This window comes from Gilliamella sp. B2911, assembly GCF_026536965.1.
In the GTDB taxonomy this organism is placed as follows: domain Bacteria; phylum Pseudomonadota; class Gammaproteobacteria; order Enterobacterales; family Orbaceae; genus Gilliamella; species Gilliamella apicola_E.
The window spans coordinates 38420-52037 of record NZ_JAFNNA010000001.1; the positions used below are offsets into that span (position 1 = coordinate 38420).

At 33.9% G+C, this 13618-nt stretch carries 11 protein-coding genes and 1 tRNA gene; 11 read left to right on the top strand and 1 reads right to left on the bottom strand.

Going from position 1 to position 13618, the window contains the following annotated elements; translation table 11 throughout:
* The first annotated feature begins 1 nt into the window (after position 1).
* The 11 genes from nuoK to J3U27_RS00230 all read left to right on the top strand — a co-directional run bounded on the left by nuoK (position 2) and on the right by J3U27_RS00230 (position 10169).
* Complete coding sequence (gene nuoK / locus J3U27_RS00180; protein WP_065562424.1) at positions 2 to 304, top strand: NADH-quinone oxidoreductase subunit NuoK; 303 nt, start codon at positions 2 to 4, stop codon at positions 302 to 304.
* Positions 301 to 2148 (top strand): NADH-quinone oxidoreductase subunit L, encoded by a 1848-nt coding sequence (locus tag J3U27_RS00185; protein WP_267330001.1) that lies wholly within the window; start codon positions 301 to 303, stop codon positions 2146 to 2148. The genes nuoK and J3U27_RS00185 overlap by 4 nt, the downstream gene beginning before the upstream one ends.
* A gap of 17 nt (positions 2149 to 2165) precedes the next feature.
* Entirely contained in the window at positions 2166 to 3704 is a 1539-nt protein-coding gene (locus tag J3U27_RS00190; RefSeq protein ID WP_065735177.1) for a complex I subunit 4 family protein, read from the top strand.
* Positions 3705 to 3911: 207 nt separating this feature from the next.
* The gene (locus tag J3U27_RS00195) at positions 3912 to 5414 is read left to right on the top strand and encodes an NADH-quinone oxidoreductase subunit N (RefSeq protein WP_176713976.1); all 1503 of its coding nucleotides are present in this window, start codon (positions 3912 to 3914) and stop codon (positions 5412 to 5414) included.
* A gap of 123 nt (positions 5415 to 5537) precedes the next feature.
* On the top strand, positions 5538 to 5867 hold the full coding sequence (yajC, locus tag J3U27_RS00200; RefSeq protein ID WP_065562420.1) for a preprotein translocase subunit YajC: 330 nt from the start codon (positions 5538 to 5540) through the stop codon (positions 5865 to 5867).
* Positions 5868 to 5912: 45 nt separating this feature from the next.
* On the top strand, positions 5913 to 7769 hold the full coding sequence (secD, locus tag J3U27_RS00205) for a protein translocase subunit SecD (RefSeq protein ID WP_081303426.1): 1857 nt from the start codon (positions 5913 to 5915) through the stop codon (positions 7767 to 7769).
* A gap of 12 nt (positions 7770 to 7781) precedes the next feature.
* Positions 7782 to 8780 (top strand): protein translocase subunit SecF, encoded by a 999-nt coding sequence (gene secF, locus J3U27_RS00210; protein WP_065562478.1) that lies wholly within the window; start codon positions 7782 to 7784, stop codon positions 8778 to 8780.
* Between the two features lie 120 nt (positions 8781 to 8900).
* Positions 8901 to 8976, top strand: a tRNA-Ala gene (locus J3U27_RS00215).
* Between the two features lie 84 nt (positions 8977 to 9060).
* Positions 9061 to 9378 carry a chorismate mutase gene (locus J3U27_RS00220; protein ID WP_065735181.1) on the top strand — a complete coding sequence of 106 codons (318 nt, stop codon included), beginning with the start codon at positions 9061 to 9063 and terminating at the stop codon, positions 9376 to 9378.
* A 1-nt stretch (position 9379) separates the two neighbouring features.
* Complete coding sequence (locus tag J3U27_RS00225) at positions 9380 to 9895, top strand: ClbS/DfsB family four-helix bundle protein (protein ID WP_065735182.1); 516 nt, start codon at positions 9380 to 9382, stop codon at positions 9893 to 9895.
* A 37-nt stretch (positions 9896 to 9932) separates the two neighbouring features.
* The gene (locus tag J3U27_RS00230) at positions 9933 to 10169 is read left to right on the top strand and encodes a hypothetical protein (RefSeq protein WP_267338159.1); all 237 of its coding nucleotides are present in this window, start codon (positions 9933 to 9935) and stop codon (positions 10167 to 10169) included.
* A 457-nt stretch (positions 10170 to 10626) separates the two neighbouring features.
* Here J3U27_RS00230 and cas3 read toward each other — a convergent pair whose 3' ends face one another.
* Positions 10627 to 13332: a CRISPR-associated helicase Cas3' gene (gene cas3, locus J3U27_RS00235; protein WP_267376502.1), complete on the bottom strand. Its 2706-nt coding sequence runs from the start codon at positions 13330 to 13332 to the stop codon at positions 10627 to 10629.
* Positions 13333 to 13618 lie beyond the last annotated feature (286 nt).

Sequence of the window (13618 nt, forward strand, 5' to 3'; positions counted from 1 at the left end):
CGTGATACCACTTATGCATGGGCTAATTTTTGCTTCTATCTTGTTTGTAATCGGGCTGTTAGGTGTAATGATTAGACGAAATCTCTATTTTTTATTATTAAGCCTTATTATCATGAATAATGGAGCAATAGCAGCTTTGTTTGTCGCGAGTAGTTATTGGCAGCAATCAGATGGTGGCGTTTTAGCTATCTTAGCTGTAATTACTGTCTTAACTCAAATATGTGTCGGGCTTGCTTTACTTGTTAAATTAATTTATCGACGTAAAAACTTTAATATTGATTCATTGAGCGAAATGAAAGGATGAATTTACTTTATTTAACTATCATTGTTCCATTACTATCTTTTCTAATACAGGTTTGTTTTGGGCGACAAATACAATCCATTAATGTTAAGTTAATCGGAATTAGTACTATATTTATTGTTGGTTTAATAACAATATTTTCATGTATTGATTTTTCTACCAATACCGTCCCAGATATGACACTCGTTTATACAAGAAATCTATGGACTTGGTTTTCTGTCGGTGATTTTGAAGTTCCGATTTCCTTAACTTTGGATGGGTTATCGCTAACTTTTTTAGTGCTAATTTCTTTCTTTGGTTTATTGATCTCTATCTTTGCTGCCTGTTATCTAAAATCACGGGAAGATATTTATACTTTCTATGCATATAGTAATTTACTCATAACTAGCATGTTAACAGTTGTGCTTGTTGATAATTTGTTTGTGATGCTACTCGGTTGGGAAGGTGTGAGTATAAGCACTTACTTACTTATTGGTATTTATTACAAACAGGCTCGTAATGGTTATGCTGCAGTTAAAGCTTTTGTTATGATGCATTTAACCGACATATTTCTAATTATTGGTATATTTTTACTTTATCAAACAGTAGAAACATTAAAAATCAGCGAGATTTTATTTAAAGCACATAACGATTTAGCTATCGATTCAGATATTATCTTTTGGATCACCATTATGTTGTTCCTTGGCGCTATGAGTAAATCGGCTCTTTTTCCAATGCATACATGGTTCACAGAAACCACATTAGCACCAATGCCAGCTGTTGCTCTATTACAGTCTTCAACTGTCATATTGGCCGGAGTTTATCTTGTTTTAAGATTAAGCAATCTGTTTATGATGTCTAGTGATACACTTTATATAATGCTTTTATTTGCATCTTTAACTATTATATTTGCTAGTAGTATTGCTTTGGTTCAAAATGATATAAAACGAATTATAACCTATATTAATTTAGCTCAAATTAGTTACCTATTTTTTGCCTTTTCAACTCAAAGTTGGAATTTATCATTAAATTGTTTGATAAATTATTCTGTAACCAGTACATTATTAATACTAGCTTCAGCAATTTTATTAAAACAATGCCAAGGTGAAAGAGACATTAGCAAAATTGGTGGTTTATTAAAATCTAACCCAATATTATATGCTATTTTTCTAATTATAATGCTTTCACTTAGTGCATTCCCTTATATTTCTGCATCTTTTTATATTAAAGGCGATATTATTTGGAGATTAATGGCACAAGATAGCTTGATGGCTGGCACCATAGGTTTATTAGGTGTTTTATTATCAAGTTTGGGCATTTGGCGCATAATCTTTTTAGTTTTCCATCATACCCATAAAATGGATCATATTATAAAAATTAAAACGATAAATTATTTTCCAATTTTTATATTGTTAATATTTACTACTGCATTATTTATTTATTTCCCATTGCCGATACAAGGAATAATTCCAATAGCCCATCTTGATACTCAGGAACAGTTACCATTTCGGATATTATTAAGTGCAGTGACTATATTGAGTTTAGTTATTGCTTATATTCTTTATGGGCATCTTAATAGTGAGGTTCATGAAATACTTAATACTCCGATGGTCAAATTTTTAGGAAGATTATGTAAAAGCAATTGGCGATTTGATTTTGTCTTGAACAATATCTTCGTAAAACCTTATATCTATTTAGCGGATTTCCTGAAAAAAGATCCGTTAGCGATATGGGACAACTGGATAATGTGGGGAATTAAAAAAATAAACTCATATATTGTTAGCCTAGAAAATGGACAGATACGATGGTATATGGTTTCAATGGTCATAGGTAGCATTATTATATTAATGTTATTGATTTTTATTTAATAAAGGTGTGAACTTTCATGTTGTTATGGCTTGTCTTCTTACCTGTAATTGGCGGATTCATTGGTTGGTTATGTCAAGTATTCTTACAAAGAATCGTAGTATCAACTGATGTACAATTGCGTTGGCAACGTTTACCAATTATGGTTGCTTTCACGACTATATTAATCACATTAATATTAGCCATAATTTTATGGGCGAATGCAATAAATGTAGAACCAGATACAAGTTGGAGTAAAGAGGTTAATTATGACTGGATCCCATTACTTGGTATCCATTTTCATCTTCTATTGGATGGTTTATCGTTGGTAGTAATTACTTCGACACTTTTCATTGTACTACTAGTTATTATTTATTCTAGCAAAGAAAACCTAAATAACCTTGGGTTGTTTTACTTATGTGTATTATTTATGACATCAGCCATTATGATGTTATTTGTCATTACTGATCTGTTTTTGATGTTTTTCTTCTGGGAAGCGGTAGCTATTCCGATTTATTTCTTAATTTCATTGTGGGGAAGGAGAGATTTAAATTCACAACGCTTCAATGGTGCTAATAAATTTTTAATCTACACACAAATAAGTAGTTTATTAATGTTAATATCTATTGTTTCATTAGCACTAATTAATTGGAATTTAACCGGTCAATGGACTTTTGACTATCAAATTTTAACTAAAACACCAATTTCAAGTAATACTGAATTTTTATTAATGTTAGGATTTCTAGCAGCCTTCCTTATTCGTATTCCTTTAGTTCCTTTTCACAATTGGTTTATTGAAGCACATATTGAATCTTCAACAAGTGGTTCAATGATGATAAGTGGTTTATTACTTAATACGGCAACATTTGGTTTATTACGTTTTGTAATTCCCCTTTTTCCAAACGCGTCTTTGGCCATTATGCCTGTTATTTCAATACTAGCTATGTTTACTGTTTTTTATGCTGCTTTACTAGCATTTAACCAAACAGATATAAAAAAATTAATTGCTTATATCCATATCGCGTTAATGGGGTTTGTTACTACAATTATTTATAGTGGATCTGTAATAGCATTTCAAGGCGTTGTTATTCAAATGATAGCCATAAACCTAGCTATCGTTGGCATGTTTATGATTAGCGGATTATTGGCTGAATGCTATTTAACTCGGAATATAAACCAATTTATTGGATTAAAAGAGCAAGTGAGATATCTGTCCTCTTTTACTTTATTTTTTATGTTAGCTGTATTAGGCATACCAGGCACAGCTAATTTTGTTGGTAATTATATGATGTTATTAGGTAGTTATACCTCTTATTCATATTATACAATTTTGTTGGTAATTGGGTTGCTGTTACTGTCAATTTCCTTAATTATTCGTATGCAACCTATTTTTTATGGAGTAGTTGATAAAGTAGATGTAACCAAACACTTTTTAAGTAAAAAAGATATTTTATTATTATCTAGTGTGTTGATTGTTCTAATTTTTATCGGGTTGTACCCTAAGATAGTGTTAGATATATCTTATTCTACTGTCAACCAAACACAGCAGTATATAACAGCAGAACGAGTGGGAGAGTAAAAATTTATGATAGCTTTATTGCCAATATTCATATTGAGCTTTGCCATAATTGTTTTGCTCATAGCGCTTTTTGTTTTTAAAGTAGGAACTAAAAAATGCGCTATTTTAGCTATATCAGGGTTGATATGCGCTTTAATTTGTTCATCAATTCTAGGCTTTAAAATTTCTCATAACACACCCGCAATAACTGATATTAGTAGTGACAATATGCAAATATCTGTACCTACTTCACAAGGTTCAACTGATACTGATTTATCAAGTGAGCAAACTATAGCCGTTGATGAAGTTCCAACGGAAACATCATCCCCTCAAAATGACCAGAACTCTGAACCTATGGTTCAACAAGATTTTGTAGGCCCACCTCAGAATGTTATTGATACTACACAAGCTGATGATAATACTGATAATAAATGGCGTGCTCATCAAGTTACAGCGTTATTTACCTGTGATGGCTATGGATTACTTTATACCAGTTTGATTTTGATTATTTCTATTGTAGTTGCTTCACTCGCTTATCAATGGTTTGTACAAGAACTGGTCGTACATGGTTTATTCTATGTAATTTTATTACTTATGGCATTAGGCGGCGTAACTTTAGTTTATGCAAGTCATTTAATGTCATTCTTCCTAGGCTTAGAATTACTTTCGATACCATTTATTGGATTGATCGGTTATCAATATATACAAACACATGCGTTAGAAGCTGCGATCAAATATATGATTCTATCTGCAATAGCTAGTTCATTTTTGTTAATGGGAATAGCCTTCTACTATGCAACAACTGGAGAGCTTACATTTAGTGGTTTAAGTTACCAGCTTTCAACCATGAATTATCAAAGTACATTATTATTAATTGGCATTTGTTTAATATTAGTGGGAATTGGTTTTAAGCTTTCACTGGTACCTTTTCAACTTTGGTTGCCTGACGTTTATCAAGGTGCGCCGACTGTAGTAGCATTATTATTATCAACAGTAGGAAAAGTGGCAGTATTTTGTGCTATTGCCAGATTATTTTTACTTGCGCCAATTGTTAATAATGAAACAATTCGTATTATTTTGGTGATTATGGCTTTTTGTTCAATACTATGGGGTAATTTATCTGCTTTAATGCAAAGTAGCTTAAAGCGTTTATTAGCTTATTCATCCGTAGCTCACTTTGGTTATTTATTACTTGCTTTAATTGCGGTGCAATATCAAGTATTGGCCTTAGAAACCATTGGTGTATATTTGATTGGTTACATTCTTGCCAATATCTGTATTTTGGGCGTGATCAGTTTAGAATCACATTCCAACGAGTTACAGGATCATGAAAACGAAGTCGATCTTTCAGGATTATTCTGGCGTCGTCCTGTTTTAGCATTAGCAATGGGTATAGGTTTACTCTCTTTAGCCGGTGCTCCACTGACAGCTGGTTTTGTTGGGCGTTTCCTTCTAATATTGTTGGGTGTAACGGCTGAATTATGGTGGTTAATTGCGGCAGTGGTTATTGGTAGCACACTAGGACTTTATTTTTATGCAAGACTTATTCTCAACCTTTATATCAAACCATCCAATGATGAGCAGCTGAATTCGAACATCAGATTAAAATGGCAGGATATAAAAATGAGCGAATTGCTAATTGTTCTTGCAGCAGTTTTAACGATTGTATGTGGTGTCTATCCAAAATGGTTAGTTAACTTAGTTAGTATGGCTCAATATTTAACGACTTAATTATTTTTGTTACTTTCTTGAGATTGATTAAAAAGACATTGACAAGAAATAGTTAATTATCGACATATTTATTGTGTTATAATTCTGAACTTTAATATTTTTGTAATAATTAAGAGGACCGATATGGACTTTTTTATTTCTAATGCATATGCAGCCGATGGCGCTCAGCCTGGTGCTGATTATTTAATGCCAATTATGTTAGTGGTATTCGGGTTATTTTTCTATTTTATGATTATGCGCCCACAACAAAAACGCGCTAAAGCGCATCGTGAGTTAATGGCATCAATTTCTAAAGGTGATGAAGTATTAACTAATGGTGGACTTATTGGTCGAGTTTCAAAAGTTAACGACAATGGTTATATTGCGTTAGAGTTAAATGATACAACAGAAGTTGTTATCAAACGTGACTTTATCACATCTGTTTTACCAAAAGGAACAATGAAATCATTATAATAAATTTCATTGTATTAATTATCTAATTCCACAAGAGAAAATGTCGTGCTAAATCGCTATCCTTTGTGGAAGTACATTATGTTGGTCGTCGTAATTTGCGTCGGCCTGCTTTATGCGCTTCCAAATATTTATGGTGAAGATCCTGCTATACAAATTTCAGGTTCAAACGGTACCGAAATTAATGTTGCTATGCAAGATAAAGTTAAGCAACTTTTGGTGAAAAACAAAATTGAACCTAAATCACTCGTATATGAAAATAAATCTATTTTAATTCGATTAAGTGATAATGATACTCAGCTTAAAGCTAAAGAATTAATATCACAAGAATTAGGTGAAGATTATACTGTTGCGCTAAATCTAGCACCAGCAACACCATCGTGGTTAGCTGTGATTGGCGCCGAGCCAATGAAATTAGGCCTCGATTTGCGCGGCGGTGTTCATTTCTTAATGGAAGTAGATATGACTACTGCATTAAGTAAATTGACAGACCAGTCGATTGAAAATTTAAAAGCAGAGTTTAATAAAAACAATCTTGTATATAAAACAATCAGCAAAAATCCTAATCAACAAATAACAATGCAATTTGATAATGTTGAAGATCGAAATAAAGCTATTACTAAGATCAATGGATTACAAGATTATGAGTTAACTTCACAAGATGAAAACAGCATTGTCATTAGTGTTAGTCAACAGAGACTGCAACAAGCGAAAAATGATGCAGTTCAACAAAATACTACCATTTTACGTAATCGAGTTAATCAGTTAGGTGTGGCTGAACCAATTGTTCAACGCCAAGGCTCAGATCGTATTGTGGTTGAATTACCCGGTATCCAAGATACTGCATTGGCTAAACGCATTTTAGGTGCGACAGCTACCCTTGAATTTAGGCAAGTGAATGATGATAGCTCAATTGACTTAGCTGCAATTTTAAACGGCAATATGCGTGTTCCATATGGTTCTGAAATTAAATATATGGAAAACGGCCGACCAGTTTTACTTTATAAACGTGTAGTATTAACAGGTGATCATATTACCGATTCTTCATTTAGAGTAAACGAATATAGCCAACCAGAGGTTTCTATCACTCTTGATAGTGCTGGTGGTAAAACCATGCTTGGTTTCACGCAAAAAAATCTGAAAAAAGCAATGGCAACACTTTTTGTCGAGTATAAAGATACTGGAAAACGTGATGAAAATGATAAACCTATTCTTGAAAAACAAGAGAGAGTTATCAATGTCGCAACTATCCAAGGTATTTTTAGTGACCGATTCCAAGTAACAGGCATAAGTAGTATTGATGAAGCTAAGAATTTATCATTATTACTTAGAGCCGGTGCGTTGATTGCTCCGATTCAAATAATTGAAGAACGAACAGTAGGTCCTTCAATGGGGCAAGAAAATATCACACAAGGCTTAGAATCTTGTGTTTGGGGATTATTAATTTCTGTCATATTTATGCTGGTGGTTTATCGCCTATTTGGAGTATTTGCAAGTCTTGCACTGGTAGCGAACTTAATTTTGATTGTTGGTACCATGTCATTATTACCAGGTGCGACATTGAGTATGCCAGGTATTGCCGGTATAGTTTTAACCGTAGGTATGGCAGTCGATGCTAATGTATTGATTAACGAGCGAATAAAAGAAGAACTCAGTAACGGACGAGGTGTTCAACACGCAATTAGCGAAGGTTATGCAGGTGCTTGGAGTAGTATTTTTGATGCCAATATCACCACACTGATTACTGCGGTTATTCTTTATGCGGTTGGTACTGGCTCAATTAAAGGCTTCGCTATTACATTAGGTATCGGTATTGTAACATCGATGTTTACCTCGATCGTAGGGACTCGAGCATTGGCCAATCTTATTTATGGTGGTCGTCGTGTTGATAAGTTATCAATTTAGAGGTTTATTGTGATTGTTGATAAAAAAGAAAATCATGATGTTAGAGAGCTAAATCATGGCCGCAGAGTCCTCGACTTTTTAAAATTTGGTTTTATTGCTTTTGCCATCTCAATGATATTAGTTGTGGCGTCATTTGTAATAATTTTTGTTAAAGGATTTAATCTTGGACAAGATTTTACTGGTGGGACAACTGTTGAGTTAACCGTTACTAAAGCTATAAACCTTGATGACCTACGTAACAGTTTACGTGATGAGGGCTATCATGAACCAATCGTTCAATATTATGGTAGCAGTAAAGATATCATTATTCGACTACCAACGGCCAACCAAAGTGAAGGTAGTGTATCATCAACGATTGATAATGCATTAGGTATGAAAATTTCAAATTTAGTGCATAAAAATATTGATAGTAATGCGGAAATTAAACGAATTGAATTCGTTGGCCCAACAGTTGGTACTGAATTAGCTCAAGATGGAATATTAGCGATTTGTGCTGCTTTAATCTGTATTTTAATCTACATTGCGTTTCGATTTGAATGGCGATTTGGTACAGGTGCTGTTGTCGCATTAGCGCATGACGTTGTAATAACCGCAGGATATTTATCGTTATTTAATCGAGAGTTAGATTTGACTATTATCGCAGCGATGTTATCTATCATTGGTTATTCGCTAAATGATACCATCGTTGTATTTGACCGAATTCGTGAGAATTTTAGAAAAATTCGACGTGCGTCGCCATACGATGTGATCAACATCTCATTAACTCAAACATTACATCGAACCTTAATGACATCAGGTACAACCTTAGCTGTTGTTATTATTTTGTATATATTTGGCGGTTCAATGTTAAAAGGTTTTTCTGAAACATTAGGCGTAGGGATTGTGTTAGGCACGATATCATCAATCTATGTGGCTGCATATATGTCACTTAAGTTGGGTGTTAAACGTGAGCACTTTATGCCACCAAAAGTTGAAGTTGAAGGTGCAGATCAAAACGCAATTATTCATTAACTACTTAAGCTCTGTCATGGTTTGGCAGAGCTTTATTAGACTGTTTTTTAAGCGAATAATACCAAACTATTTGACACCCTCTAACTAGTTGCATATTATTAGCCAAAGTTTTACCTATTTGGGGCCATAGCTCAGCTGGGAGAGCGCAACGCTGGCAGCGTTGAGGTCAGGGGTTCGATCCCCCTTGGCTCCACCAATTCCCCATTTCTTAAATCAAATTCTTTCAAATACATATATCTAGTGCTAAGATAGCAAAACTATTCACTATTGAGTACTCTATATGATTCAATACCATTCAAAAATATTAGCTAATGAATGTCGTGATATGAATGATATTCGAGCTGAAATCGACAGAATAGATCATTTGGTAATTCAATTATTAGCCGCTCGGTTCGAGTATGTTAAAGCTGCAAGCCAATTCAAAAAAAATGTCACTGATGTGCAGGCTCAAGCTCGTTTTAACAGTATGTTAGAGCAACGTATGCTTTGGGCTAATGAGTTGGGACTTGATGGTGAAGTGATTAAACAATTGTATGCTAACTTAGTTAAATATTTTATTAATGAAGAAATGAAACATTTTAATAAGGCAGATAAATAAGATGAATTATGAAAACAAACAGCATCTATTGGATGAGATAAATAAAACTGCTAAGCTATTTATTGATGAATTCAGCGAATTATCCGAACTAGATAAAGATAAGTTAATAGATGGAGTAGATCGAACTCCAAGTCAAATGATTGCTTATCAGTTAGGATGGTTGGATCTTGTTAAGTCTTGGGATGATCTTGAACTTGCTGGACAAACCCCAACATTACCAGCAGAAGGCTACAAATGGAATCAGTTAGGCACATTATATCAACACTTTTATAAGATTTATCAGGATTATTCATTACAAGAACTGATTAAATTATTTAATGAGAAAATTGTTATCTGGAATAATTGGATTAACTCATTAGATGATAGTACACTTTTCATAAAAGACACGCGTAATTGGACTAAACCTTTTCCTCCAGCATGGACTGTTGCACGATTTATCCATATTAATTCTGTTGCACCATTTAAATCCTTTAGAGCTAAAATTAGAAAATGGAAAAAATTAAATTCAAATCAGTAAAATCATAACATTTATTCCCAAAAAGATAAGGAATTGTATGGCTTTTTCAGAACAAGAAAAGAAACACCTTTTAGAACTAAAATACGTTGGCGATAAAATCATAGAAAGATTACAACAGATGGAATTCGATTCATTTGAAAAGTTGCGTAATACTACTTTAGTTGAAATACTGAATAAAGGTGCCTTATTAACCGGATCATCATGTTGGAAAAACAGCCATCAGGCAAAAACCGCAATCCAAAATATTTTGGCTTTGGTCAATCAATGTGATTAATTTGCGGTCACTAATATGTGGCTATTATATTTATCCCTATGTATATAGCCCCCCCCTTCGATCAGACTGCGACTTGCGGTTTACACGGTTTATCCCTATGTATATAGGGAACACAAACTAGAAGTAAAACATTAAAAGTTAGTTAACGGTTTATCCCTATGTATATAGGGAACACCGTATTGTATGGAAAGAACGCGATATTAGTCGCGGTTTATCCCTATGTATATAGGGAACACTGAGTCAAACATACTATACAATTCTAACAAAACGGTTTATCCCTATGTATATAGAGAACACTAAAGACAGTCTTTAATTTCCAGCCCCATTGCGGTTCATCTCTAGTATAAAGAAATAAGTTAATTTTATAACAAATTGATTTAAATTTTTAATTTTTGATAAATTTTATTCAATACATTCCAATTTAAAAGTGTTTACTTTTAAATTAAATCAAACTAATTCAATTCAAATAAAAACCCAATTCTTTAGAATAAAAAGAAGATTCTTTTTCTGTATCAATTAAAACAATAATAGCGTTCGGTCTATGTATTTGTTGTCGGAGTTTTTCTAAACTTGTTTGATCAAGTTGAGGGATCTGATTTTTGATTTTTTCCCATTTTGCACGTCTTAGCGAAATTCGACTTTGCTCCCAGGCATATTCGGCATTACCACAGTAAGGAATAATTTTTCCATTTTGTTGATAAGCTAAATAGATATCAACGCTATCTTCTGATAAACGAGTTGCTACTTCGACTTCGTTATCCCATCCATTTGTTGAATCACGCTTATAACCTGCATTCAAATTTAATACGCTTTGATTGGCGATTGATGATTTACTTAAATTAGCTCCTTGAGCACCATAATAACCTTTTTGTAATCCTGCTGGTGGTTCAAGATCTTGTTCATAAACGGATTCAATTAATTGCCTTGCATCATCCGGCATTTTAATGCAACCTTGCTCGGATAGTATTTTTTGGGTATACCATAAATGAGCCGGATTAGCGTAAACATAACTGGTATTTCGAAAGGCTGGTTCGTCAAGCCAATTCTCGTTAGGTTCAGCTTGCCAGTCTGGGGCAAGCACGGTTAGGGTAGGGGGATGGCGTTCATCTAACGATTGATTTTTTTCATCATATGGCTTGATATTACCCTGTTTATCGCGAACATGTCGCTGTAAACGTCCAGCTCGTTGTATCAATAAATCTATCGGGGCAATATCGCTGATCATTTCATCAAAATCAAGATCCAAGGATTGTTCAATCACTTGTGTTGCTATAATGACCTTTCCCGCACGGATTTCATGATTCGATGTTTTTCCTGCCCATTGTAATGTTTTTTCTTCAATTTCCAAACGGTCACAATACGCAAAACGGCTATGAAAAAGTAGGATTTGCGTATGATCCAGTTGTAAATTGAGTTGAACTTGTTGATATAGACTAATCGCATCTTGTACACTGTTTTTGATCCAACAAATAATTTTACCTTGTTGCATAGCTTTGCTGATTTTGTCTATACCTGCTTCAATATGGTTAATCCATTCGATATTTACTTGGCGTTTAACTTCTTGTCGGGTTTCAATCGCTTGTTCAACTAAGCCGTTATGATTAAGCTGTGTCATGAGTGGAAAAGGTAATGACTGTTCTAATTCTAAAGCTTGTTTATTGCCACTTAAGCCTTTATAAAAGGCATTGAGCAGTTTTTGACGCAGAAAAAAAGGTAATGTTGCTGTCAAAATAATAGCACTGCCACCTTGTAACGCATGGTAATGTAATAAGTTTTCGAGTAATTTTACCATGTAACTGTCATAAGCATGAACTTCGTCTAATATCAGTAATTTATGTCGTAATCCTAATAAACGTAACGATTGATGTTTGAAAGGCATAATTGCCATTAACGCTTGATCTAACGTGCCAACCCCAACTTCAGCTAATAACGATTTTTTTCGAGTATCAACAAACCATTCATTACATTCTCCACTCACTGATTGTTCACCCTTGGGATATTTTTGCTGGCTAATATCATCCTGATTTAAAATTGTTTGAGTAAAATGCGGATTCATATAGCTAGAGCCATGAGCCAGTACCAGCGAAGGATGGCTATCAGCTTGATATAATTGTTCGTATACTTGAGCGGTACGCTGATAAATAGCATTAGCTGTTGCTTGCGTTGGTAAGCCGATATAGATACCCTGTGCTTTTTTAGCTGTCATAAGCCGATGTGCTAAAATCATTGACGCTTCCGTTTTTCCTGCCCCCGTCACATCCTCCATAATAAAAAGCTCTGCGCCATTATCAGAAAGTTGACAGGTTAACGCTTGGTGCTGTAGTGGTGTTGGTTTTTCAATGAAAGGAAACAAATTTTTAATATCACTAAAAGAAGTGATTGGCGAGGCTGTTGGTAAAGTGGCAATGGCTTTTTCGGCTTTCAACATCGCATGATTGTGCCAATATTCGTCAAGTGGCATGGGCTGTGAACAAAACGGAAAAAATTGTTCATTTGAGCCCAGCCAATCACTGATTACGGTTAAACCCGCAATTAACCAACTGATTTGTTTTAATTTCTTATGATAATTCATATCAAAAAAATGAAAAGGATAGTGTGCTAGATTGTTATCGACAATAAACAATTGATTCAGTGCGATAATATAATCTAAAGCCGCTTGTTTATCTTGTTCATTAAATGATAAATTGCCATCTGCCCCTCGTTCTGGTGGCTTGCCATGATGTCCAGTCATAATAAGCAGCCATGTGTCAAATAAATCATCAATATCTTCACTATGTTGTTCAAGCTTAATATTTGGTTGGTGTTTAAGTGATTCATTCCATAACCAAAAACCAAGTGAATCATGTCTGGAATAATAGCTTTTAGATGGATCGACGCTGACAAGCTGTGGATGATTGTGCTTAAATAATGCTTGGAATCCATTCGCAAATTTACCAATATCATGCCAAGCTAAAAAATAAGCAAACCAAAGCGCTGCTTGATCGACATCCTTTGCAGAAAAGCCAATTTGTTCAAATAATTGTGATGAATTAAATAAATTTTGTTTAACTATTTGATAACCACACGCGGCGACATCTAAATTGTGGTAAGGTAAAAGATGATAATCACTTGATTGATCGACTGGTTGGCACTTTCCCCAATATTGATAAAATGATTCGCACATTAAAAAGGATATCCCTATATTTATCAGCCAATTGTTTGAAATGTGAAGCTGAGTATCACCATTAATATTAGAATAATAAAAGAATATTGGCTAAATTGCTAAATTTTTATACTCAAAAACCCCGTTCCTCAACTTTTTTTAATTGGCTATCACATTTGTGTACTAAAAAATATTCGGTTAACGATAGCAGGATATATCTTAAACAAATATCGATAAATATTAATGGGATAATTAATATTAGCTATTAAGTTTATTAATTAGGTTTTGCTCATTTGATTGAAGTTTG